The following is a 23,097-nucleotide window of genomic DNA, read 5'->3' on the forward strand; positions in this document are numbered from 1 at the left end:
GCCAGCCCCGGCACGAGGTGTTCAGGCATGAAGGGTTTCCCGATTTCGATGCGCAACCCGGTGGTCTATCCCGGGCCGCCGCCCCCCGACACGGATGTGGTGGTGATCGGCGGCGGGGTCATCGGGGTCTGCGCGGCGCTCTACCTCGCGCGGGCGGGGCAGCGGGTGACGCTGCTGGAAAAGGGCCGCATCGCGGGCGAGCAATCCTCGCGCAACTGGGGCTGGATCCGCCAGCAGGGCCGCGACCCTGCGGAGCTGCCGATCATGATGGAGGCGCGGCGGCTCTGGCAGGATCTGGCGGCCGGGACCAACGAAGATTTCGGTCTGCGCCAGACCGGGGTGACCTATCTGGCCGAGACCGGCAAGACGCTGGCCAGCTACGAGGCCTGGGCCGGGATCGCCGCGGCGCAGGGGCTGGACACCCGCATGTTGTCGCCGGAAGAGGTGGCGGTGATGTTCCCGGGGCTGACGCGACGTTATGCGGGGGGCATGACCACCCCGTCGGACATGCGGGCGGAGCCCTGGCTGGCGGTGCCGGTGCTGGCGGGGATCGCCGCGCGCGCCGGGGTCTGCATTGTCGAGAACTGCGCGGTGCGGCAGCTGGATCTCGCGGCGGGGCGCGTCACCGGCGTTCTGACCGAGACGGGCCGCATTGCCTGCGCGCAGGTGGTGCTGGCAGGCGGCGCCTGGTCGGCGCTGTTCCTGCGCAATCACGGTATTTCCCTGCCGCAGCTGTCGGTGCGCGAAACCGTGGTGGCCACGGAACCCCTGGCGGATGTACATGCCGGTGCCGCGGCGGACGACGGGCTGGCTTTCCGGCGGCGCGAGGATGGGGGATATACCCTTGCGGGCAGCGGCAGGGCCGAGCTTTTCATCGGGCCGGACGCCTTTCGCGCGCTGCCGCATTACCTGCCGCAGCTGCGTGCAGCCCCCTTCGACCAGAGCTACAGCCCGGCGGCACCCCGCGGCTATCCCGACGCCTGGGGCACGCCGCGGCGCTGGAGCGGTGCGGAGGAAAGCCCCTTCGAGCGGATGCGCATTCTGGACCCGGCGCCGAACCGGCGGCTGGTGAGCCGGGCCTGCCGTGGCTTTGAGGCGCGGTATCCCGAACTGGGGCCGGTGAAGGTCAAGGCCGCCTGGGCGGGCATGATCGACACCATGCCGGACATCGTGCCGGTGATCGACCGCAGCCCCGACATCGAGGGGCTGGTGATCGGCACCGGCATGTCGGGCCACGGCTTTGGCATCGGGCCGGGGGTCGGGCGGTGCCTGGCCGCTCTGGTCACAGGCGGCGAGCTGGGCCATGATCTGAGCAGATTCCGCGCCAGCCGATTCACCGATGGGAGCGCGATCAGACTGCCGCCTCTTTGAACCATTGCTGCAAAGGACCTGCCATGCCGATCAAGAACCGCTTTGCCGAGACCCATGCCGAGATCACAGCCTGGCGCAGGCATCTGCACGAGACCCCGGAATTGCTGTTCGATGTGCATGAGACGGTGAAATTCGTCGAGGAGAAGCTGCGCAGCTTCGGCATTACCGACATCACCACCGGGATCGGCAAGACCGGGCTGGTCGCGGTGATCGAGGGGCGCAGCAACAGCTCCGGGCGCACCCTGGGGCTGCGGGCCGATATGGACGCGCTGCCGATGACCGAGGCCACGGGGCTGGACTATGCCTCCAAGGTGCCGGGAAAGATGCATGCCTGCGGCCATGACGGGCATACCGCGATGCTGCTGGGCGCGGCGCAGTATCTGGCGGAGACACGGAATTTCGACGGCCGCTGCGTGCTGATCTTTCAGCCAGCGGAGGAAGGCGGCGGCGGCGGCAACGAGATGGTCAAGGACGGCCTGATGGACCGATGGGGCATCCAGGAAGTTTACGGCATGCACAACATACCGGACTTCCCGGCAGGTGAATTCGCGATCCGGCATGGCGCTCTGCTGGCGGCGGCGGATGAATTCGAGGTCATTATCGAAGGCCGCGGCAGCCATGCGGCGGCCCCGCATAACGGCGCGGACAGCAACCTTGCGGCGGCGCATGTGATCGTGGCGCTGCAAAGCATCGCGTCGCGCAATGTGGATCCGGTGAAACAGGTGGTGGTCTCTGTCACCACGGTGCAGAGCGATACGGACAGCCACAACGTCTTGCCCCAGTCGGTGCGGCTTCGCGGTACGGTGCGCACGCTCGACGAGGCGGTGCGCGACCTTGCCGAAGCGCGGTTTCACGACGTCGTCACCCATACCGCAGCGGCCTATCAATGCGGGGCAAAGATCTCCTACATGCGCGGCTACCCGGTGACGGTGAACCACCCCGACCAGACCGATTTCGCCGCCGACATGGCCGAAAAGGTGGCACCCGGCGTGATCCGCGATCTGCCGCCTGTGATGGCGGGGGAGGATTTCTCCTACATGCTGAACGCGCGGCCGGGGGCCTATATGATGATCGGCAATGGTGACAGCGCCTCGCTGCACCACCCGGCGTATGACTTTAACGATGCGGCGATTCCGGCGGGCTGTTCGTGGTTCGCCGAACTGGTGGAAACCCGGATGCCGGTGGGATAGACCAAGGCGAAAGGTGGGCGGTTCGCCCATCTGCCGGACGTTTTGCACGCTGCCGACCCGCGTGGCGGCCCCGTGCCCCAAACCATCGAAAAGGAAACCCGATGCCCGTCAAGAACCGCTTTGCCGAACTGCATGATGACATTACCGCCTGGCGACGAGATCTGCACGAACACCCCGAAATCCTGTTCGAGACGCACCGCACTTCGGCCACGGTCGCCGAAAAGCTGCGCGCCTTTGGTTGTGACGAGGTGGTCGAGGGGATCGGGCGCACCGGGGTTGTAGGCGTGATCAAGGGCAAGACCACCGCGTCGGGCAAGGTGATCGGGCTGCGCGCCGATATGGATGCGCTGCCGATTCACGAGCAGACCGGGCTCGACTACGCCTCCAAGACGGCGAATGCGATGCATGCCTGTGGCCATGACGGCCATACCGCAATGCTGCTGGGTGCGGCGCAATATCTGGCGGAGACCCGCAATTTCGATGGCACCGCCGTGGTGATCTTTCAGCCTGCCGAAGAGGGCGGCGGCGGCGGCAAGGTCATGTGCGACGACGGCATGATGGAGCGTTGGGGCATCCAGGAGGTCTATGGCATGCACAACTGGCCGGGCATGCCCACCGGCAGTTTCGGCATCCGCACCGGCCCGTTCTTTGCCGCCACCGACCTGTTGAAGATCGAGGTCGAGGGGCTGGGCGGCCATGCGGCCAAGCCGCATGAGACGATTGATACCGGGGTTGTGACCGCACATATCATCACCGCGCTGCAGACCATCGTCAGCCGCAATGCGGATCCGATCGGCAATATCGTGGTCTCGATCACCTCCATCGAATCCTCCTCCAAGGCCTTCAACGTGATCCCGCAGCGGGTGAACCTGATGGGCACCGTGCGCACCCTGAGCAACGATCTGCGCGATCTGGCGGAAAAACGCGTGACGGAGATCTGCGAGGGCATTGCCGCCAGCTTTGGTGCCAAGGCCACGGTGGATTACAAGCGCAACTATCCGGTGATGGTGAACCATCCCGAGCAGACCGAATTCGCCGCCCAAGTGGCGCGCAGCGTGTCGGGCCAGTGCGACGAGGCGCCGCTGGTCATGGGGGGCGAGGATTTCGCCTTCATGCTGGAGGAACGGCCCGGGGCCTATATTCTGGTGGGCAATGGCGATGGCGCGATGGTGCACCACCCGATGTACAACTTCAACGACGAGGCGATCCCGGCGGGCTGCAGCTGGTGGGCGGGTATCGTCGAGCAGCGGATGCCAGCGGCCTGATTGTCAGCGCGGGGCGGGCATGGGTCCGTCCCGTGCCACACAAGGGGCGCAGGCGGGGGCAGATGCCCAGCGGTCATTCATGGATAATGCAGCTAAGGGCAGGATTGAGGCCCTCCGAACCCCGAGATTAGGCACAAGCCGGGCCATCGCCTGCCCGGGGTAGGCGATGCCGACCTTGCTCATGCCACTTTATTTCTCAGCCATGATGAATCCCATCGGTGGCACGACCAGCCTAACCATAGCGCCTGCCCGTCATGCCAAAGGCATGCCGACGATCAAGGGCGCACCTTCGGTGCGACGGCCGGGCAGGCGATGGCCCGGCGCCTTCGGCTTGTTCCGGGCCCGGCTGCCAGAGCGCCTCGCGTCGTTCCGGCTGTCTTGGCCTAAACAAGCGGGGGATGCGCGCTCAAGCCATTCGGCGCGCCCTTGTCAGCCCTGCCAGAGCGATTGATAGACCGCATCGATCCCTTCCGCTTCGGCGCGGGCGCTGAAGCGGGTCAGGGCGGTCTCGCGTGCGGCCCCGGCGATCATGTCGGTTCGGTCGAGCAGGTCCCTGGCGGCGGCTGCGGCCGCTTCGGCGTTGTCGAGGGGCACAATCGTGCCGACTTTGCCCGCATCGGAAAAGCTGCGGTAATAGCCTGCCTCGCTGCCCACAAAAGGCGTGCCGCTGGCAAGACCTTCGAGCGGGACCATGCCGTAGCCTTCGTAGCGGGGCAGCTGCATGACCAGCGACAGGGCGCGCATCAGGGCGGGCAGGTCGGGGGCCGGCATCTCCCCCACAAAGCGCAGGCGGTCGGTCAGCCCTGCCGCCGCGACCTTGTTCCTGAGGCCGGTCAGATAGCTTTCGAACTTGCCGCCCGCGCGGCCGACCACCAGGGCGGTGACATCGGGGTGATCGGGCAGGAAGCGCAGCATTGCCTCGACAAAGATATCCGTGCCCTTTTCGGGTCGGATGCGCCCCACGGTGGCGATCCCGCGGCTGCCGCCGAAACCCAGGGCGCGCCAGGCGGCGGCGCGGTCGGATGCCGGGGTGAAGAGATCGGTATCGACCCCGTGCGGAACCACGGCGCGGACGTGGGGGACGAATTCCGCCGCCCTGTCCGTGGTGGCGATCACCGCATCCATGCGGCTGATCAGCCAGCGCGGATAGGCCGAATGCAGCCGCTGCGCCGCAGAGGTAAAGACGATGCGGATCGGCGCGCGGCGCATATCGCGCAGCCAGATGGCGCTGCGCATCTCGGGGTTGCGGCGCACATGCCAGATCGCGAAAGGCCGGTTTTCCGGCGCGCCCTGGCGGCAGGCAAGATGGGCCTGCGCAGGCGTCAGCGGGTCGGGGCAGCCGGGCAAGGGCCGGCCCACCAGCGCAAGGTCATGGTGCTGCATCTGCTGGCGGATCACATTGGCCGCTGTCGCCGAGACGCCGGTGAAATTCGGATTGTAATTGGTGACGAAAAGCTCAGGCACCGGGAGCAAGCTCCAGCGCCTTGATCAGCCGCGTGGCGATGCCGTCCAGCATGTCGGTCCGGTCCCGGGTAAACGCCGTGGCGGCGGCTTTGGCGGCTTCCAGTGCCGCGGGATCGTCCAGAAGCGCGCCGACCCGCAGTGCGAGGTCCCCGGCGTCGGCCACCAGACGCGCGGCGCCGCGCGCCTCCATCTCGGCGAAGGTTTCGGCGAAATTGGCGACATGGTTGCCCGAGAGCACCGCCGCCCCGGCCTGGGCGACCTCAAACGGGTTGTGCCCGCCGATGGGGCGCAGGGAGCCGCCCAGAAACACGATATCGCCAAGCGCGTACCAGGTGCCGAGTTCACCCAGCGTATCGGCAAGAAAGACCTGCCCGCCGGGCATGTCCCCACGGGTGCGGCGGGTCAGGCTCAGGCCCGCCCCGGCGATCAGATTGGTCACATCCTGCCCGCGCTCGGGGTGGCGCGGCACGAGGATCAGGCAGAGGTCGGGGTGCTGCTCCAGCAGGGACTTGTGGGCGGCCAGCACGGTCTCCTCCTCGCCCGGGTGGGTGGAGGAGGCGATCCAGACCGGACGATGACCCAGGGCCGCGCGCGCCTCGAACAGCGCATCCTCGTCCTGCGGCAGGGGGCCTGCCAGCGACTTGAGGTTGATGCCCCGGGCGACCCGGTCGGCGGGGGCGTTGATCTCGACCATGGCTTTGGCCATGGCATCGTTCTGGGTCAGGATCAGGTCGAAGACCTCGAAAAGATAGCGCGCGGTTTTCGGGAAGCGGCGCCAGTTGGCGATGGATCTGGCCGAGAGCCGCGCGTTGACCAGCGCCATCCGCGCGCCCTGGGCACGGGTGCGGCGCAGCATCTGGGGCCAGAGTTCGCTTTCCACAAAGAGCGCCGCATCGGGCCGCCAGTGGCGCAGGAAGCGGCGCAGGGGTCCGGGCGCGTCGAGCGGCGAGAACTGATGCACGCAGCGCGGCGGCATCCGGCGGGCGACCATGGTGGCGGAGGTCGCGGTGCCCGAAGTAATGAGAAACTGTGCCTGCGGCAGCGCCACGCCCATGCGGGTGATCAGCGCCAGCACCGCCTGGGTCTCGCCCACGGAGGCGGCATGGAACCAGATCAGCGCAGCGTCGGGGTCGCGCGGTTCGGTGGCATGGCCGAGCTTTTCGTGGCAGCGCACCACCGGCACGCCTGCGCGGCGCAGCTTGCGGGTGACAGCCCAGGTCGCAAAGGGCACCAGCGCCATGCTGGCCCCCACCCAGAGGCGGTAGAGCAGCGGGGCCATGCCGGGCTCAGCCGCCCGTGTGGCTCATGTGCCGGGGCATCTGCCCGTCGAGCTGCTGGCGGGAATAGTCGAAGTCATGGCCCTTGGGCTTGCGGTCGATGGCGGCGCGGATTGCCGCTTCGAGCGGGGCATCATCGGTGGGGTGGGCGCGCAGGGGCGCGCGCAGATCGGCCACGTCTTCCTGACCGAGGCACATGTAGATCTCGCCGGTGCAGGTGATGCGTACGCGGTTGCAGCTTTCGCAGAAGTTGTGGGAAAGCGGCGTGATGAAGCCGATCTTCTGACCCGTTTCCTCAAGCCGGACATAGCGGGCGGGGCCGCCCGAACGTTCTGCCAGATCGGTGACGGTATATTCTTCGGCATAGCGGGCGCGGACATCCTTGAGGGACCAGTATTGGCCCAGGCGGTCCTCATTGCCCAGGTCGCCCATCGGCATGACCTCGATCCAGGTGAGATCCATGTCGCGTTCGGCGCACCAGCGGGTGAGGGCGGGCAGTTCTTCCTCGTTGAAACCTTTCAGGGCCACGGCGTTGATCTTGACCCGCAGCCCCGCCTTTTGCGCCGCATCGACGCCGCGCAGCACCTGGGGCAGGCGGCCCCAGCGGGTGATATCGGCGAATTTGGCATCATCCAGCGTGTCGAGGGAGATGTTCACCCGGCGCACACCGGCGGCGTAAAGATCCCCGGCGAAACGTTCCAGCTGGCTGCCGTTGGTGGTCAGCGTCAGCTCCTTGAGCGTGCCCGCGTCGAGGTGACGGGTCATGCTGTCGAAAAAGGTCATGATGCCCTTGCGCACCAGCGGCTCGCCCCCGGTGATGCGCAGCTTTTGCACCCCGAGACCCACGAAGGTGGAACAGAGCCGGTCCAGTTCCTCCAGCGTCAGCAGTTCCTTCTTGGGCAGGAAGGTCATGTTCTCGGACATGCAGTAGACACAGCGGAAATCGCAGCGGTCCGTGACGGAGACGCGCAGATAGGTGATGGCGCGGGCGAATGGGTCGATCAATGGAGCATTCATGCTTTATAGGTAATCGCCCGCCGGTAAGCCCGCAAGCGGCATTTCTCAGATTGATGTAGGGGCGGGCGGGCGGTAGCCTGCGGTCATGAAAAGAATTCTGATCCTGACGATACTGGTACTGGGCGTGGCGGGCTGTGCCGCCGTGACCGAGCGTTTTGGCCTTGGGCGCAAGGCGGGTGGCACTGCGCAGGAAGGTCCGATTGATCCTTTTGTCCCTGCTGATCCGGCTGAGGTGCCAACGCTTGACCTTGCCACGGCGGCACCGCCGCCACCGCCTGCGGCGCGCTCGGCCGAGGCGCTGGACACCACCACGCCGGAACAGCGTGCCGCGGCGGCTGTGCCCGCGGCGGCCGGGGGCCGGGTGCTGGGCACAACGGTGGCGGCTCTGGGGGATCCGACCCAGCCGGGTTTGTGGCTGAAGACACCCCTGGTGGCGGCGGAGGCCAAGGGGCGGGTGACCAATCCGGCGACGGGGAAATCCTCGGCGGTGACGCTGATTCCGCTGGGCGGTGCCGCGACGGCGGGCAGCCAGATGTCGCTGTCGGCCCTGCGCCTGATCGGTGCCTCCCTGACGGAGCTGACAGAGGTCGAGGTGGCGCTGGAGGGTTAGGCTCTGGACCCATTAATCTTACGTGCTCAGCGGCGATTTCACGAAATTTCAAAGGTTTGGGGCGTGCAGCCAATAGTGGTTCTATTTGCAAGCGACCCAAGACGTTGAAATGAAGCGAAATCGCCGCCCTTCGGGTTTGACGGATTTTCCCGCAGCCTGCGTCACATCTGCTTGGAATAGAACCACTATTCTTGCGCAGATTTTCCTGGTCTGCGAAAAAATCTGTCAAACTGGGCATGTAAGATTAATGGGTCCAGAGCCTAGCGTGATCCGAAGGACTGCGCTGCGCGCAGGTTACATTATGGATTTTCGCTGCGGGCCCACCATCCCAGGAAAGTCTGGTGCCACCCTTGATTGATCTCTTTCATGGCACCATCCGCCCGTCTTCCCAAGCACAATAGCCGTCTCCCCCTGCGGGGGCCCCTCGGCGATTGTGCCTGGCAATCCGGTCGGCTGGCGCCCTGACGTGCTCAAGCAAGGGCGGCGCCAGACCAGGGATGTTTCAGGTGGTTTTCTTCAGGTGGCGCAGGGCTTCCTTTACCGCGAAGGGTTTCATTGCGGCACCGTGGGTGTCGATGAAGGTCCGGGTGCGGGGGGCATCGTGTTTCGACAGGTCGCGCAGCCACCAGCCGATGGCTTTCTGGATGAACCACTGGTGATCGGTCACCAGGGTTGCGGCCCAGCCCAGGATACGGTCGCGGTCGGCCAGTTCCTGCGGTTTCGGGTGGTTCTGCCTGGTCCAGGGGAGCGTGGAGACAAGGGCGGCGCGGCGGGTCCACATGTGATCTGAGGTGACCCAGGTCGCAACCGTATCAAGGCGGCCGGGATCGGCGGTCAGGCGTTTGGCCCCGGCCATGCAGGCGTGATCGGCAATCGCCCAGCTGTCGAAATCCGGGGTCCAGGAGATGATGAGATCCCATGCGGGGGTGTCATCTGGGCGGATGCGCGCCTGGGTCAGCAGTTTGGCGGCGGCGAGGCGCGCCTCGAAGATGTCGGTCTGCCACAGTCCGTCTGCGATGGCGACGCGGGTTTCGGCATCGGTCTCGCTGCGCCAGGTCTGGGTCAGATCGTTGATCCGGGGATTGGTCAGGCCAAGGTAGCGGCGGTCCGCCTTGTGATAGGCGCGCATCTGGGCCGCGCGGTCGGGGTCGGCCAGTTCTTCAAGCGCGGCCAGATAGGGTTCATGCATCGGGGTCGGCCAGAACATGCGTGGGCAGCCCGTCGATGCTGTGCTGGTTGCGGTCCTGCCAATAGGTGGCAACCCCGTCGGGCCCCTTGTCGCGGGCCCAATGGTGCAGGACCTCGCGCGGGCCCTTGTGCTCATAGAAGGGCACCGCATAGCCGCAGCTGGTCTGCATCAGATCCACGGTCATGTCGTAGATCTGCCGCGCGCCGGGATCGGGCGGGAAATGCGCATTGAGGGCGTCGAACGCCGCATCGCGCGGATGCAGGGTGCGGGCGGAACCATAGGCGCGCATGATCATCGGACGCGCCTCAAACCCGCACCACATCAGGGTCATGCGGTTGATGCGCGCCAGATGTGCGGCGGTTTCATTGCCCGATCCGGTGAGATTGCGCCAGATGATCCGGTGGGGGCCAAGCACGCGCAAGCTGTCCATCCCCTTGGGCGAGATGTTCACGCGGCCCGTCTCGGCGGCGCTGCCGCAGAAGAACATGTGCTGCGCCTCGATGAACTTTCTGTGGTCTTCGGTGATGCTGTCAAACTGCTTTGCCATTATTCCACGGTCACCGATTTCGCGAGGTTGCGGGGCTGGTCCACATCGGTGCCCTTGGCCACCGCCGTGTGATAGGCCAGAAGCTGTGCGGGCAGGGCATAGAGGATCGGGGCCAGGGCATCGGCGATGGTGGGCATTTCGATGCAGGCCCAGGTGCCTTCGCTGGCCTCGGCCAGACCCCTGGCATCCGAGATCAGGATCACCTTGCCCTTGCGCGCCATGACTTCCTGCATGTTGCTGACCGTCTTGTCGAAAAGCGCGTCGCGCGGGGCCATGACGATCACCGGGACCTCTTCGTCCACCAGGGCGATGGGGCCGTGTTTCAACTCACCCGAGGCATAGGCTTCGGCATGGATATAGCTGATTTCCTTGAGCTTCAGCGCGCCTTCCAGCGCCAGCGGGTACATCTGGCCACGGCCCAGGAAGAGCACGTCGCGGGCTGTCGAGAGCTTGTAGGCGGTGTCGCGCATGGCCTGGTTCTGTTCCAGCGCGCTGTTGATCACCGATGGCAGGCCGCGCAGGGCAAGGATGTGGTCCGCCATTGCGGCGGTGTCCAGCAGGCCGCGGTCGCGGGCGGCTTTCAGCACCAGCATGAAGAGCACCGTCAGCTGACAGGTGAAGGCCTTGGTGGAGGCGACACCAACCTCGACACCTGCATAGATCGGCAGGGCAAGGTCGCTTTCGCGGGCGATGGAGCTTTCGGGGACGTTGATCACCGAGGCGATGGTATCCACCTTGCCCGCGCAATAGCGCAGGGCGGCCAGGGTATCGGCGGTTTCGCCCGACTGGCTGACAAAAATCGCCAGGGTGCCGGAGGTGATGGGGGGTTCGCGGTAGCGGTATTCGGAGGCGACATCGACTTCGACGGGGATGCGCGCGATCTGTTCGAACCAGTATTTCGCGGTCAGGCAGGCATAGAAGGCGGTGCCGCAGGCAACCATGGTGATGCGTTCGATCCCGGTGAAATCGAGCCCGGCCCCCGGCAGGTGGATCTGCCCGTCATTGCTGATGTAATGTTGCAGGGCCTGGCCCAGCACGCCGGGCTGTTCCGCGATCTCCTTGGCCATGAAATGCTTGTGGCCGCCCTTGTCGATGCGGGTGCTGTCGATCTGGATGGTCTTGACTGGGCGCTGCACGGCTGCACCGGTGCTGTCGGTGATCTCGACCGAGGTGCGGGTGATGACGGCGGTGTCGCCTTCCTCCAGATAGGAAATCCGGTCGGTCAGGGGGGACAGGGCGATGGCGTCGGAGCCCACGAACATCTCGCCGGTGCCATAGCCGATGGCCAGGGGCGAGCCCTTGCGTGCGGCGATCATCAGGTCATCCTCCCCGTCGAAGAGGAAGGCCAGCGCAAAGGCACCGGTCAGCCGCGACAGGGCCTGTTTGGCGGCCGCAACCGGGGCGGCACCCTGTGCCATGTAATGCTGGGTCAGCAGGGCCACGATTTCGGTATCGGTCTCGGTCACGAAATTGACGCCGTGGCCTGCGAGTTCCTCGCGCAACTCGCGGAAGTTCTCGATGATGCCGTTGTGAACCACCGCCACGCCACCTGCACGGTGCGGGTGCGCATTGGTCACGGTGGGCGCGCCATGGGTGGCCCAGCGGGTATGGCCGATGCCGGACTTTCCGGCCAGCGGCTCATGCACCAGCAGATCGCTGAGGTTGACCAGCTTGCCCACCGCGCGGCGGCGGTCGAGCTTGCCGTGGTTGAGGGTGGCGATCCCGGCGCTGTCATAGCCGCGGTATTCGAGCCGTTTCAGTGCCTCGACCAGAATGGGCGCTGCTTCGTGGTTGCCCAGGACCCCTACAATTCCACACATAATCAGCTGCCTCGCTGGGTTCTGGCCTTTTTGGCCTTCAACATTTCGAATAATTTCCGCGCCATGCCGGGTTTTTCGACCTGTGGCGCACGGGCCAGGGCCAGGGCGTCGGGTTCCACATCCGATGTGATGACGGAGCCTGAGCCGGTCATCGCGCCCTCGCCGATGCTGACCGGGGCCACCAGCATGGTGTTGGAGCCGATGAAGGCGCGCGCGCCGATATGGGTGTGATGTTTCATCACCCCGTCATAGTTGCAGGTGATCGTTCCCGCGCCAAGGTTCGCACCGGCACCGACAAAGGCGTCACCGACATAGCTGAGGTGGTTGATCTTGGCCCCTTCGGCCACCTGGGCATTCTTGATCTCGACAAAGTTGCCGATGCGCACGTCTTCGGCCAGTTCGGCACCGGGGCGCAGGCGGGCATAGGGCCCGACGATGCCACCGCGCGAGACATGGCAGCCCTCGAGGTGGGAAAAGGCGCGGATCGTGGCACCGGATTCGACCGTGACACCGGGGCCAAAGACCACGTTGGGTTCGATCAGCGTGTCGCGTCCGATATAGGTGTCGCGCGCCAGATAGACGGTTTCGGGGGCCATCAGGGTCACGCCATCTTCCAGCAGACCGGCGCGGGCGCGGGTCTGGAAGGCGGCATTGGCCAGGGCCAGATCCGCGCGGGAGTTCACGCCCATGGTCTCGGCCTCGTCGCAGGTGACCGCGGTGGCGCTCAGACCGCGCGCGCGGGCCAGGCCGACAATGTCAGTGAGGTAATATTCACCGGCGGCATTGTCATTGCCGACCCCGTCGATCAGCTCGAACAGCAGGCCGGCCCGTGCGGCGACCACGCCGGAGTTGCACAGGGTGATCGCGCGCTCCGCCTCTGTCGCGTCCTTGAATTCGACAATCCGTTCCAATGTGTCGCCCTGCATCACCAGCCGGCCATAGCGGGCGGGATCGGCGGCCTGGAACCCCAGGACCGCGACATCGTGGTGGTCAAGCGCGGCCTGCATCCGCTCCAGCGTCTCGGGCTGGATAAAGGGGGTATCGCCGTAAAGCACCACGGCCATGCCGTCGAAATCCGCCAGCGCCGGACGGGCCTGGGCGACCGCATGGGCGGTGCCAAGCTGTTCTTGCTGCTCGACCACGGTTGCATCGGGGTCATGGGCCAGGGTGGCGGCGCGCACCTGGTCGGCGCTGTGGCCTGCAACGACGACGGTCAGTTCCGGTTCCAGCACGCGGCCGGCTTCCATGGCATGGATCAGCATCGGCTCGCCCGCGATGGTGTGCAGGACCTTGGGCAGGTCCGAATTCATCCGTGTGCCTTTGCCTGCGGCAAGGATGATCAGTGACGTTTTCATATCGTTCTCTTTATGCTCTACCTTGCATTCTCTTTACCCCCTACGCACAAAGGCGCAAGGGTGGCGGGCATCAAGATAGGTTGCGGCTTGCAACAAGAGCGGGCGGGGAACCGCGCAGACGGGGGTGGTATGAAGACGGTTGTTTTTGATCTGGACGGGACACTTGCGGACACCAGCGGTGATCTGATCGCGGCGGCGAATGCCTGTTTCCGGGAGATGGGAGCAGGCGATCTGCTGGACCCGGTGGCCGATGCCGGCACCGCCCTGCGCGGCGGGCGCGCCATGCTGACACTGGGGCTGGGGCGGCTCGGGCGCTCGGACGATCAGGAGGCGATCAACGCCTATTATCCCAAGCTGCTGGAGGCCTATGCCCGCAACATCGACACCCATACCACGCTTTATCCCGGCGCGATGGAGGCTGTGGCGAGGCTGAAACGCGCAGGCTTTCGCGTGGCGATCTGCACCAACAAGCCCGAGGGGCTGGCCGATGCGCTGCTGACACGGCTGGGGGTGCGCGACAGGTTCGACGCGATGCTGGGGGCCGACACCCTGACCGTGCGCAAGCCCGACCCGGAACATCTGTTCGAGACCGCGCGCCGCGCCGGGGGTGATCCGGCGCTTTGTGTGCTGATCGGGGACAGCGACACCGACCGCAACACCGCGCGCAATGCGGGCGTGCCCTGCGTGCTGGTCACCTTCGGCCCGGCAGGTGGCGATATGGCGGCGCTGGAGCCCGAGGCCCTGCTGAACCATTACGACGATCTGCATGACATCATCCTGGGCCTGGTGGGGGCCGCGGCGTGACGGAGGTGTTCAGCGGCAGTTTCACCCAGCAGGAGCCGATCCCCGAAGAGGGGATCGAGGCGGCGGTTGCCGTCATGCGCTCGGGCCGGTTGCACCGCTACAACACGGCCCCCGGCGAGGTGGCGCAGACCGTCCTGCTGGAACAGGAATTCGCAGCCAAGGTCGGCGCGCGCTATTGCCTTGCGGTGGCCTCCGGCGGTTATGCCATGGGAACGGCCCTGCGGGCGGTTGGTGTCAGGCCGGGGGACAGGGTGCTGACCAATGCCTTTACCCTGGCCCCGGTGCCGGGCGCGATTGCCGCCGTGGGCGCGCAGCCGGTCTTTGTGGGCGTGACCCCGCAGCTGGTGATTGATCTGGAGGATCTGGCGGCAAAGGCCGGTCAGGCCGATGTGCTGCTGCTGAGCCACATGCGCGGCCATCTTGCCGATATGGAGGCGCTGATGGCGCTTTGCGATGCCCATGGCATCACGGTGATCGAGGATTGTGCCCATACCATGGGGGCCGCCTGGAAAGGCGTACCCTCCGGCACGCAGGGAAAGGTGGGGTGCTATTCCTGCCAGACCTACAAGCATATGAACGCAGGCGAAGGCGGGCTGCTGGTGACCGACGATCCTGAGGTCGCCGCCCGGGCGGTGATGCTCTCGGGCTCTTACATGCTCTATGAAAGCCACCGCGCGGGGCCGCCGAAAGAAACCTTCGAGACGATCCGCTACGAGACCCCCAATGTGTCGGGCCGGATGGACAATCTGCGCGCCGCGATCCTGCGGCCCCAGCTACGCGATCTGGACCGGCAGTGTGCGCGCTGGAATGAACGCTATTACGCGATCGAGGCGGGGCTGCGCGACACGCCGGGTCTGACGGTGATCGAAAGGCCTGCTGAGGAAAGCATCGTGGGCTCTTCGATACAGTTCCTGCTGGCAGGCTGGGAGGCGGGCGCGGTGAGGGACGTTCTGCGCCGCTGTCTGGCGCGGGGGGTTGAGCTGAAATGGTTCGGCGCGGCGGAGCCGGTGGGCTTTACCAGCCGCTACGATTCATGGCGCTACGTGGCGTCCGAGAAAATGCCCGCCAGCGATGCGGTGCTGGCGGGGATTGTCGACATGCGGGTGCCGCTGACATTCTCGCTGGACGATTGCGCGCTGATCGCGCGGATCATCCGTGCGGAAGTAAGCGCGGTGTTTCAAAAGGCCTGAGACCAGCGGCGGGAAGGCTCCGGGCTGGCTCCGTACCTGGTGGACAGCGGCAAACTCACCCCGGGTCAAAGACGCGGGGCGTTCCCCAAACTCCGGCCCGCAGGTCCGCTATCCGGTCCCAGAATTCCTTCCCGGATTCTTTGCCCTTGATGTATCCTTTGCCTGCATTGCTGTGCTGCCCGGGTCCTGCCACCGGGAGGGGCGCCGCGTCACAGAAGCAGAGAGGCTTGACGCAACCACGGGCGGGGCGTAGGTAATGAACGTGCGTTCAATAAATGACCTTGGGGGAGGCGACGATGTTTAACGCGAGTATGAGTTTCGATCTGGGTGAAGATGTCGCGGCACTGCGCGAGATGGTCCACCGCTGGGCACAGGAACGGGTCAAACCGATGGCGGCGCAGATCGACGCCAAAAACGATTTTCCGCCCGAACTCTGGACCGAGATGGGCGAACTGGGCCTTCTGGGCATGACGGTGGAGGAAGATTACGGCGGTTCCGGCCTTGGCTATGTTGCCCATGTCGTCGCGGTCGAGGAAATCGCCCGCGCCTCGGCTTCCGTTTCTCTGTCCTACGGCGCGCATTCGAACCTCTGCGTCAACCAGATCAAATTGAACGGCACACCGGAGCAAAAGGCGAAATACCTGCCAAAGCTGTGCACCGGCGAACATGTCGGTGCGCTGGCCATGTCGGAGGCGGGGGCAGGCAGCGACGTGGTGTCGATGAAGCTGCGCGCGGAAAAGCGCAACGATCATTTCCGCCTGTCGGGCAACAAGTACTGGATCACCAATGCGCCCAATGCAGAGACCCTGGTGGTCTATGCCAAGACCGACCCGGAGGCCGGGTCCAGGGGCATCACCGCCTTTCTGATCGAACGCGGCATGAAGGGGTTCAGCACCCCGCACCACCTGGACAAGCTGGGGATGCGCGGATCGAACACCGGTGAGCTGGTCTTTGACGATGTCGAAGTGCCCTTCGAGAACGTGCTGGGCGAAGAGGGGCGCGGCGTGGCGGTCCTGATGTCGGGGCTGGATTACGAACGTGTCGTGCTGGCGGGCATCGGCCTTGGCACCATGGCGGCCTGCCTGGACGAGGTCATGCCCTATGTGAGCGAACGCAAGCAGTTCGGTCAGCCGATCGGGAACTTTCAGCTGATGCAGGGCAAGCTGGCGGATATGTACACGGCGATGAACTCGGCCCGGGCCTATGTCTATAGCGTGGCACAGGCCTGTGACCGGGGTGACGTGACCCGTCAGGACGCGGCGGCCTGCTGCCTTTACGCATCGGAACAGGCGATGACACAGGCGCATCAGGCGGTGCAGGCGATGGGCGGTGCGGGCTATCTGAACGACACGGCCGTGGCGCGCATCTTCCGCGATGCCAAGCTGATGGAGATCGGGGCCGGCACTTCGGAAATCCGGCGGATGCTGGTGGGCCGCGAGATGATGGCGGCGATGGGCTAGGCGATGCCGCGCTGGCTGTGGTGGACACCTCTGGCGGTGCTGACCCTGTTGGCGGGCCTGCTGCTGTTCCGGCAGGGCTGGATCGCCGCGCATATGACGGAGACGGATGTGATCGACCATTTCGCCGCACGATATGTGGCCGAGCATGGCGGGCAAAAGTCCGATTGTGTTGCCGTGCCGGGCCGCAGTGCGCAGGTCTGGATCGAGGTGCATTGCGGGGATGTGGCGATCTATCCCGTGGACCGCGCGGGGCGGCTGATCTTCCTGCCGGAAGGGCCCGATGCATGACGGACGTATCAAGGGAGCAAACGGAATGGACAGCCTGATCGACCTCAAGGCAGAGAGCGGAATTCTGCATGGGCACCTCCACGGTCTTGTCGTGGTGCTGGAATGGTGCGCCACCTTCATTGATCTGGCGGCCATCGCGCTGCTGCTGGTCGGTGCCGCGCGCTTCATCCTGGGGGTGACCCAGGCAGAGATTGCGCGCCGGGGGGCCGACCGGGTGCGCCGCACCAACCGTGAGCGGGTCGAACTGGGGCGTTATATCCTGGCCGGTCTGGAGCTGTTCATCGTCTCCGACGTGATCCACACCGCGCTCAGCCTGCGGTTTACCGACCTGATATTCCTGCTTTTGCTGGTGATCATCCGCTCGATCACATCCTTCTTCCTGGATCGGGAGCTTGGACAACTTCAAAAGGAGTTGGGAAATGACTGACCTCAGCGACCTGCCACAGGCCGATTGGGGCCTTGCCGGATCTCCAGTGCCGGAGCATCGCAGATGAGTGATCTGCAAGGGCTGCGAGCGGATGGCACCTGGGATCTGCCGACCCGGCTGAACATGGCCGCGCAATGTCTCGCCAGGCCATCTGATGCTTTGGCGATCGTCGATCTGACCGGGCCGGTGCGGCGCGATGTCAGCCATGGGGAACTGTCGCGGATGACGGATGGCCTTGCGCGCGCCCTGATGGCGCGTGTCGCGCCGGGGGATCGGGTGGGCGTGCTGCTCAGCCAGGGGCCATGGTGTGCGGCGGCGCATCTGGCGATCTGGAAGATCGGCGCAATCTCTGTCCCGCTGTTCAAGCTGTTCAAACAGGATGCCCTGGCCGCCCGCGCAGGCGACGCGGGATGCGAGATCGTGCTGACGGACCCGGAAGGGGCCGTTCTGCTTGGTGGGCTGGCAGAACCCTGGATCGCTGGAGAAGTCGGGATTGACGGTGCGCCCGTGGATTTTGTCGATACCGGGCCCGATGACCCTGCCGTGCTGATCTATACCTCCGGCACCACCGGCACGCCCAAGGGGGCCTTGCATGGCCACCGGGTCCTGACCGGCCATCTGCCGGGCGTGGCGATCAGCCACGATCACCTTGGCCAGCCGGATGATTGCCTGTGGACCCCCGCCGACTGGGCATGGATCGGCGGGCTGTTCGATGTGCTGATGCCGGGGCTTGCGCTGGGCGTGCCCGTCGTGGCCGCGCGGATGGCCAAGTTCACCCCCGAAGGCTGCGCCGATGTCATCGCGCGCGGCAATGCGCGCAACGTCTTCTTTCCGCCGACGGCCCTGCGCATGCTCAAGGCCGCAGACCGGGCGCTGCCGGGCCTGCGCTCTGTCGCCAGCGGGGGCGAGCCGCTGGGGGCCGAGATGCTGGCCTGGGGGCAGGGTGCATTCGGCCTTCAGATCAACGAATTCTACGGCCAGACGGAATGCAATATGGTCGCGTCAAGCTGCGGGGTGGACTATCCCGCCCGCGCAGGTTGTATTGGCAAGGCGGTGCCGGGGCATGAGGTGGCGGTGATCGACGATGCAGGCCAGCCGGTTGAGGGTGAGGGCGAGGGTGACGTGGCCGTGCGGCGCGGATCGGCCTCCATGATGCTGGGATACTGGAACCGGCCCGAAGCCACCGCCGAGAAGTTTCGCGGCGACTGGCTGGTGACGGGGGACCGGGGCCGGTGGGAGGGCGATTTCCTGCGCTTTGTGGGGCGTGAGGACGATGTAATCACCTCTGCCGGCTACCGGATCGGCCCGGCGGAGATCGAGGATTGCCTGCTGACCCATCCGGGCGTGGCCACCTGCGGCGTCGTGGGCAAGCCCGATGCGCTGCGCACCGAGATCGTGAAGGCCTATGTGGTGCGCAAGGACAAGGCCGAGGTGACCGCGTCCGAATTGCAGGACTGGGTCAGGGAACGGCTTGCAAGCTATTCATATCCAAGGGAAATAACCTTTCTTGAGGAACTGCCGATGACGGTCACCGGCAAGGTGATCCGACGCATGCTCAAACAGATGGCGACAGAGGAGACCCGGCAATGAGACGGATGGTTATCATGGCAATGTTCTGGGCCGGGCTCTGGTCCGGTGGCGCCTGGGCGCAGCAGGTCGACAGTGGCACGGTCCGGTCCTGTTTCGCGCAGACCCCGATCGGAGAGATCTCTCCCGATTGCCTGGGGGCCGCATCGAACAGCTGCCAGGATCAGGGTTTTGACACCACCATGGGCATGACCCAGTGCATCCAGGCGGAAACAGCGGTCTGGGATGCGATCCTGAACGAAGAATACAAGAGCACCCGCACGGCGCTGGGCGCGCAGGACCCGGCGCTCAAGGACCATCTGCTGACGGCGCAACGGGCCTGGATCGCCTTTCGCGATGCGGAATGCGCGCTGGATTACGCGCGCTGGCAGGACGGTTCGATCCGCAGCATCGTCCATGCCAATTGCATGCTGGTGATGACAGCCCGGCGCTCGCTGGAGCTGCGCGACATGAAGGGAAATTGATGTGAAACTGTTATCTCAGGCTCTGCCGTCTTCCGAAGCCTTCAAGGCCAATGAAGCCGCCCATCTCAAGGCGCTGGAACCCGTCGCGGCCGCGGCGGAGGCGGCGGCCCTTGGCGGCGGCGAGAAGTCGCGCGCGCGCCATGCCAGCCGGGGCAAGATGCTGCCGCGGGAACGGGTGGCGAACCTGCTGGACCCCGGATCGCCCTTCCTCGAAATCGGGGCAACAGCGGCACATGGGCTTTACGGTGGCGCAGCCCCCTGCGCCGGCGTCATCGCGGGCATTGGCCGGGTGCAGGGCCATGAGGTCATGGTGGTGTGCAATGACGCCACGGTGAAGGGCGGCACCTATTACCCGATGACGGTCAAGAAGCACCTGCGCGCACAGGAAATTGCCGAGGCGAACCATCTGCCTTGCGTCTATCTTGTGGACAGTGGCGGCGCGAACCTGCCGAACCAGGACGAGGTCTTTCCGGACCGGGACCATTTCGGCGCGATTTTCTACAATCAGGCGCGGATGTCGGCCAAGGGGATACCGCAGATTGCCGTGGTGATGGGGTCCTGCACCGCAGGCGGGGCCTATGTGCCCGCGATGTCGGATGTGACGATCATCGTCAAGGAACAGGGCACCATCTTTCTGGCCGGGCCACCGCTGGTCAAGGCGGCGACGGGCGAAGTGGTCAGCGCCGAGGATCTGGGCGGCGGCGATGTGCATACCCGCCTGTCCGGTGTGGCCGACTACCTGGCAGAGGATGACGCCCATGCGCTGAGCCTTGCGCGCCGCGCGGTGGCGCAGCTCAACCGGACCCGGCCCGCGACCGTTCAATGGCAAAGCCCGGAGGAGCCCGCCTATGACCCGGCGGAACTGCTGGGTGTGGTGCCTGCCGATCTGCGCACGCCCTATGACATCCGCGAGGTGATTGCCCGGCTGGTGGACGGCAGCCGCTTTGACGAGTTCAAATCCCGCTTTGGTGAGACTCTGGTGACCGGGTTTGCCCATCTCAAGGGCTGCCCCATCGGGATCGTGGCCAACAATGGGGTGTTGTTCTCGGAAGCGGCCCAGAAGGGCGCGCATTTCATCGAATTGTGCAGCCAGCGCAATATCCCGCTGGTCTTCCTGCAGAACATCACCGGCTTCATGGTGGGCCGCAAATACGAAAACGAGGGCATCGCGCGCCACGGGGCCAAGATGGTGACGGCGGTGGCCACCACCAATGTGCCCAAGATCACCATGCTGGTCGGCGGCTCCTTCGGTGCCGGCAATTACGGCATGTCGGGGCGGGCCTATCGCCCGCGGTTCCTGTGGACCTGGCCCAACAGCCGGATCTCGGTCATGGGCGGGCCGCAGGCGGCGGGGGTGCTGGCCACCGTGAAACGCGATGCGATGGAGCGGGCGGGCGAGACCTGGACCGAGGAGGAAGAGGCCGCCTTCAAGCAGCCCACCATCGACATGTTCGAGGAACAGAGTCATCCGCTCTATGCCTCCGCGCGGCTGTGGGACGATGGCATCATCGACCCGCGCAAGAGCCGGGAGGTGCTGTTCCTGAGCCTGTCGGCCAGCCTGAACGCGCCGATCGAGCCGACACGCTTTGGCGTGTTCCGGATGTGAGGATGGATTGCGCATTGCCGGTCAGGGGCCGTGCCCTGTTCATGCACCGCCTGTGCACAGGGGGCGCTGCCCCCGCAGCCTGCGGCTGCTCCCCCGGGAATATTTGGGGCCAAAAAGAAATGATGAGTAGAGATCAACTGGAGAGGATGCGCGATGTTTGACACGATCCTGATTGCGAACCGGGGCGAGATCGCCTGTCGGGTGATGGAGACGGCGCAGGGCATGGGGGTGCGCTGTGTCGCGGTCTATTCGGATGCGGATGCGGGCGCAAAACATGTCGCCATGGCAGATGTCGCGGTTCATATCGGTGGCTCGGCCCCGGCGGAGAGTTATCTGCGCGGTGATGTGATCATCCGGGCGGCGCTGGACACCGGCGCGCAGGCGATCCACCCCGGCTATGGATTTCTGTCGGAAAACCCCGATTTCGTCGATGCAGTGGAAAAGGCCGGGCTTGTCTTCATCGGCCCTTCGGCGCGGGCCATTCGCGCGATGGGTCTGAAGGATGCCGCCAAGGCGCTGATGGTCGAGGCCGGCGTGCCGGTGGTGCCGGGGTATCACGGCGCGGATCAGGACGATGCGCTGCTGGCGGCAGAGGCGGAGAAGATCGGCTATCCGGTGCTGATCAAGGCCGTGGCAGGCGGCGGCGGCAAGGGGATGCGGCAGGTCGATGCGGCATCGGGTTTCCAGGCCGCGCTGGACTCCGCCCGCTCCGAGGCGAAGACCGCCTTCGGCAATTCCGACGTGCTGGTCGAAAAATTCGTGACCAAGCCGCGCCATATCGAGGTGCAGGTCTTTGGTGACGGCAGCAGGGCCGTTCATCTGTTCGAGCGCGATTGTTCGCTGCAGCGCCGCCATCAGAAGGTGATCGAGGAAGCCCCGGCACCGGGCATGCGTGAAGAGATGCGCGCCGCGATGGGCGCGGCGGCGGTGCGGGCGGCCGAGGCCATCGGCTATGCCGGGGCGGGGACGGTGGAATTCATCGTTGACGGCTCGGAGGGGCTGCGCGCGGAAGGGTTCTTCTTCATGGAGATGAACACGCGCCTGCAGGTGGAACATCCCGTAACCGAGGCGATCACCGGCGTCGACCTGGTGGAATGGCAGCTGCGCGTGGCGGCGGGGGAAAGCCTGCCCATGGGGCAGGAGGCCTTGACGATCAACGGCCATGCCTTCGAGGCGCGGCTTTACGCCGAGGATGTGCCGAAAGGCTTTCTGCCAGCGACCGGTACGCTGACGCATCTGCAGTTCACCGATCAGACCCGGGCCGACAGCGGCGTGCGGGCGGGCGATTCCATCAGCCCGTTCTACGATCCGATGATTGCCAAGGTGATCGTGCATGGCCCTACCCGGGACGTGGCGCTGGCGCGGCTGCGCGCGGCGCTGGCGGGCTGCGAGGTGGCGGGCACCGTGACCAACCTGGCCTTTCTGGGGGCGCTGGCGGGCCATGCGGGATTTGCCGCAGGCGACGTCGATACCGGGTTGATCGCGCGCGACATCGCGGAACTGACCGAAGCCCCCGCGGTGGCACCCTGGCACATGGCCCTGGCGGGCATGGCGGCGCTGGGCCTGATGGCACCGCAGCCCGAGGCGGGGTTTACCCTGTGGCGGCCGCTCCGGCGGCAGGTGATGCTGGCGCATGGCGGGGAGGAAACTTTGCTCAAGGTCCGGGTGCTGTCGCCTGACCGGCAGTCCTGGTCGGTGGGTGAGACCGAGCTCAGCGCCGAGCGCAGGGCGGGGCGCTGGTATCTGGACGGGCACATGGCCCCTGCGGTTGCCGTGGCCGGGTCGGTGGTGACGGTCTTTGACGGCTATGGCATGGGGTTTGACGTGATCGACCCGCTGGCACGGGCGGCGGGCAAGTCCGGTGACGGCAATCTGATCGAGGCGCCAATGCCCGGCATGGTGCGGCTGGTCGATGCGAAGGTGGGCCAGAAGGTCACTGCGGGCGACCGGCTTGCGGTGCTGGAGGCGATGAAGATGGAGCACAGCCTGCTGGCCGCGCGCGACGGCGTGGTGGCCGAGGTGCTGGCCGCCGAAGGCGATCAGGTGGAGGCCGGGGCCGCGCTGGTCCGGCTGGAGGCCGAGCCGGAAGCTGCCGCGTGAACGGGCGGGCGTGGCATCACCTGGTGCCGGCCGCACTGGCAGCTGCCGGGATTATCGCATATGTCC

The 23,097-nt window shown here is 65.8% G+C and carries 20 protein-coding genes; 13 read left to right on the forward strand and 7 right to left on the reverse strand.

All coding sequences use genetic code 11. The features are described 5' to 3' along the window. Positions 1-27: 27 nt before the first annotated feature. From PVW51_RS11255 to PVW51_RS11265, 3 genes are all read left to right on the forward strand, one after another. Complete coding sequence (locus tag PVW51_RS11255; RefSeq protein WP_274575135.1) at positions 28-1,371, forward strand: NAD(P)/FAD-dependent oxidoreductase; 1,344 nt, start codon at positions 28-30, stop codon at positions 1,369-1,371. 23 nt (positions 1,372-1,394) lie between these two features. After that, positions 1,395-2,561 carry a M20 aminoacylase family protein gene (locus PVW51_RS11260; protein ID WP_269361624.1) on the forward strand — a complete coding sequence of 389 codons (1,167 nt, stop codon included), beginning with the start codon at positions 1,395-1,397 and terminating at the stop codon, positions 2,559-2,561. Between the two features lie 101 nt (positions 2,562-2,662). Further along, the gene (locus PVW51_RS11265) at positions 2,663-3,826 is read left to right on the forward strand and encodes a M20 aminoacylase family protein (protein WP_269361625.1); all 1,164 of its coding nucleotides are present in this window, start codon (positions 2,663-2,665) and stop codon (positions 3,824-3,826) included. A gap of 429 nt (positions 3,827-4,255) precedes the next feature. On the opposite strand, the gene PVW51_RS11270 is transcribed toward PVW51_RS11265, so the two are convergent. From PVW51_RS11270 to moaA, 3 genes are read right to left on the reverse strand one after another with little or no spacing between them, the layout of a single operon-like run. Continuing rightward, the gene (locus tag PVW51_RS11270) at positions 4,256-5,290 is read right to left on the reverse strand and encodes a glycosyltransferase family 4 protein (protein ID WP_274575138.1); all 1,035 of its coding nucleotides are present in this window, start codon (positions 5,288-5,290) and stop codon (positions 4,256-4,258) included. Beyond that, complete coding sequence (locus PVW51_RS11275) at positions 5,283-6,569, reverse strand: 3-deoxy-D-manno-octulosonic acid transferase (RefSeq protein ID WP_274575140.1); 1,287 nt, start codon at positions 6,567-6,569, stop codon at positions 5,283-5,285. Before PVW51_RS11275 ends, PVW51_RS11270 begins: the two co-directional genes overlap by 8 nt. 7 nt (positions 6,570-6,576) lie before the next feature. Then, entirely contained in the window at positions 6,577-7,584 is a 1,008-nt protein-coding gene (gene moaA / locus PVW51_RS11280) for a GTP 3',8-cyclase MoaA (RefSeq protein WP_274575141.1), read from the reverse strand. Positions 7,585-7,669: 85 nt separating this feature from the next. On the opposite strand from moaA, the gene PVW51_RS11285 reads away from it, so the two are divergent. Beyond that, entirely contained in the window at positions 7,670-8,194 is a 525-nt protein-coding gene (locus PVW51_RS11285) for a hypothetical protein (protein WP_274575142.1), read from the forward strand. A 502-nt stretch (positions 8,195-8,696) separates the two neighbouring features. Here the strand turns inward: PVW51_RS11285 and PVW51_RS11290 are convergent. From PVW51_RS11290 to glmU, 4 genes are read right to left on the reverse strand one after another with little or no spacing between them, the layout of a single operon-like run. Continuing rightward, positions 8,697-9,401 (reverse strand): DNA alkylation repair protein, encoded by a 705-nt coding sequence (locus PVW51_RS11290; RefSeq protein ID WP_274575143.1) that lies wholly within the window; start codon positions 9,399-9,401, stop codon positions 8,697-8,699. Beyond that, positions 9,376-9,930 (reverse strand): pyridoxamine 5'-phosphate oxidase family protein, encoded by a 555-nt coding sequence (locus tag PVW51_RS11295; RefSeq protein WP_269361631.1) that lies wholly within the window; start codon positions 9,928-9,930, stop codon positions 9,376-9,378. The genes PVW51_RS11290 and PVW51_RS11295 overlap by 26 nt, the downstream gene beginning before the upstream one ends. Next, positions 9,930-11,750: a glutamine--fructose-6-phosphate transaminase (isomerizing) gene (gene glmS, locus PVW51_RS11300; RefSeq protein WP_269361632.1), complete on the reverse strand. Its 1,821-nt coding sequence runs from the start codon at positions 11,748-11,750 to the stop codon at positions 9,930-9,932. Before glmS ends, PVW51_RS11295 begins: the two co-directional genes overlap by 1 nt. 2 nt (positions 11,751-11,752) lie before the next feature. Beyond that, entirely contained in the window at positions 11,753-13,105 is a 1,353-nt protein-coding gene (gene glmU, locus PVW51_RS11305; RefSeq protein ID WP_274575145.1) for a bifunctional UDP-N-acetylglucosamine diphosphorylase/glucosamine-1-phosphate N-acetyltransferase GlmU, read from the reverse strand. Between the two features lie 129 nt (positions 13,106-13,234). Here glmU and PVW51_RS11310 point away from each other — a divergent pair, with 129 nt between their 5' ends. The 9 genes from PVW51_RS11310 (at position 13,235) to PVW51_RS11350 (ending at position 23,031) form a co-directional block, all read left to right on the forward strand. After that, a complete protein-coding gene (locus tag PVW51_RS11310; protein WP_274575146.1) occupies positions 13,235-13,909 on the forward strand; it encodes an HAD-IA family hydrolase in 675 nt (224 codons plus the stop codon). Continuing rightward, positions 13,906-15,099 carry a DegT/DnrJ/EryC1/StrS family aminotransferase gene (locus PVW51_RS11315; RefSeq protein ID WP_274575147.1) on the forward strand — a complete coding sequence of 398 codons (1,194 nt, stop codon included), beginning with the start codon at positions 13,906-13,908 and terminating at the stop codon, positions 15,097-15,099. The genes PVW51_RS11310 and PVW51_RS11315 overlap by 4 nt, the downstream gene beginning before the upstream one ends. 296 nt (positions 15,100-15,395) lie before the next feature. Next, a complete protein-coding gene (locus tag PVW51_RS11320; RefSeq protein WP_274575149.1) occupies positions 15,396-16,559 on the forward strand; it encodes an isovaleryl-CoA dehydrogenase in 1,164 nt (387 codons plus the stop codon). Positions 16,560-16,562: 3 nt separating this feature from the next. After that, positions 16,563-16,847, forward strand: coding sequence for a hypothetical protein (locus tag PVW51_RS11325; protein ID WP_274575150.1), 285 nt, complete (start codon positions 16,563-16,565; stop codon positions 16,845-16,847). A 25-nt stretch (positions 16,848-16,872) separates the two neighbouring features. Continuing rightward, positions 16,873-17,274 carry a DUF1622 domain-containing protein gene (locus tag PVW51_RS11330; RefSeq protein WP_274575151.1) on the forward strand — a complete coding sequence of 134 codons (402 nt, stop codon included), beginning with the start codon at positions 16,873-16,875 and terminating at the stop codon, positions 17,272-17,274. A 63-nt stretch (positions 17,275-17,337) separates the two neighbouring features. Further along, a complete protein-coding gene (locus PVW51_RS11335) occupies positions 17,338-18,864 on the forward strand; it encodes an AMP-binding protein (RefSeq protein ID WP_274575152.1) in 1,527 nt (508 codons plus the stop codon). After that, positions 18,861-19,325, forward strand: coding sequence for a lysozyme inhibitor LprI family protein (locus PVW51_RS11340; protein ID WP_274575153.1), 465 nt, complete (start codon positions 18,861-18,863; stop codon positions 19,323-19,325). The genes PVW51_RS11335 and PVW51_RS11340 overlap by 4 nt, the downstream gene beginning before the upstream one ends. 1 nt (position 19,326) lies before the next feature. Further along, positions 19,327-20,931: a carboxyl transferase domain-containing protein gene (locus tag PVW51_RS11345; RefSeq protein ID WP_274575154.1), complete on the forward strand. Its 1,605-nt coding sequence runs from the start codon at positions 19,327-19,329 to the stop codon at positions 20,929-20,931. Positions 20,932-21,084: 153 nt separating this feature from the next. Beyond that, on the forward strand, positions 21,085-23,031 hold the full coding sequence (locus PVW51_RS11350; RefSeq protein WP_274575155.1) for an acetyl/propionyl/methylcrotonyl-CoA carboxylase subunit alpha: 1,947 nt from the start codon (positions 21,085-21,087) through the stop codon (positions 23,029-23,031). The last annotated feature ends 66 nt before the right edge of the window (positions 23,032-23,097 follow it).

The organism is Sulfitobacter sp. PR48 (assembly GCF_028807335.1).
Classification (GTDB): Bacteria; Pseudomonadota; Alphaproteobacteria; order Rhodobacterales; family Rhodobacteraceae; genus Sulfitobacter.

Bases quoted from the DNA above. Each gene is read 5' to 3' on its own strand.
- PVW51_RS11255 (WP_274575135.1), top strand. From the start codon at position 28: ATGAAGGGTTTCCCGATTTCGATGCGCAACCCGGTGGTCTATCCCGGG.
- PVW51_RS11260 (WP_269361624.1), top strand. From the start codon at position 1,395: ATGCCGATCAAGAACCGCTTTGCCGAGACCCATGCCGAGATCACAGCC.
- PVW51_RS11265 (WP_269361625.1), top strand. From the start codon at position 2,663: ATGCCCGTCAAGAACCGCTTTGCCGAACTGCATGATGACATTACCGCC.
- PVW51_RS11275 (WP_274575140.1), bottom strand. From the start codon at position 6,569: ATGGCCCCGCTGCTCTACCGCCTCTGGGTGGGGGCCAGCATGGCGCTG.
- moaA (WP_274575141.1), bottom strand. From the start codon at position 7,584: ATGAATGCTCCATTGATCGACCCATTCGCCCGCGCCATCACCTATCTG.
- PVW51_RS11285 (WP_274575142.1), top strand. From the start codon at position 7,670: ATGAAAAGAATTCTGATCCTGACGATACTGGTACTGGGCGTGGCGGGC.
- PVW51_RS11290 (WP_274575143.1), bottom strand. From the start codon at position 9,401: ATGTTCTGGCCGACCCCGATGCATGAACCCTATCTGGCCGCGCTTGAA.
- PVW51_RS11295 (WP_269361631.1), bottom strand. From the start codon at position 9,930: ATGGCAAAGCAGTTTGACAGCATCACCGAAGACCACAGAAAGTTCATC.
- glmS (WP_269361632.1), bottom strand. From the start codon at position 11,750: ATGTGTGGAATTGTAGGGGTCCTGGGCAACCACGAAGCAGCGCCCATT.
- glmU (WP_274575145.1), bottom strand. From the start codon at position 13,105: ATGAAAACGTCACTGATCATCCTTGCCGCAGGCAAAGGCACACGGATG.
- PVW51_RS11310 (WP_274575146.1), top strand. From the start codon at position 13,235: ATGAAGACGGTTGTTTTTGATCTGGACGGGACACTTGCGGACACCAGC.
- PVW51_RS11320 (WP_274575149.1), top strand. From the start codon at position 15,396: ATGTTTAACGCGAGTATGAGTTTCGATCTGGGTGAAGATGTCGCGGCA.
- PVW51_RS11325 (WP_274575150.1), top strand. From the start codon at position 16,563: ATGCCGCGCTGGCTGTGGTGGACACCTCTGGCGGTGCTGACCCTGTTG.
- PVW51_RS11330 (WP_274575151.1), top strand. From the start codon at position 16,873: ATGGACAGCCTGATCGACCTCAAGGCAGAGAGCGGAATTCTGCATGGG.
- PVW51_RS11335 (WP_274575152.1), top strand. From the start codon at position 17,338: ATGAGTGATCTGCAAGGGCTGCGAGCGGATGGCACCTGGGATCTGCCG.
- PVW51_RS11340 (WP_274575153.1), top strand. From the start codon at position 18,861: ATGAGACGGATGGTTATCATGGCAATGTTCTGGGCCGGGCTCTGGTCC.
- PVW51_RS11350 (WP_274575155.1), top strand. From the start codon at position 21,085: ATGTTTGACACGATCCTGATTGCGAACCGGGGCGAGATCGCCTGTCGG.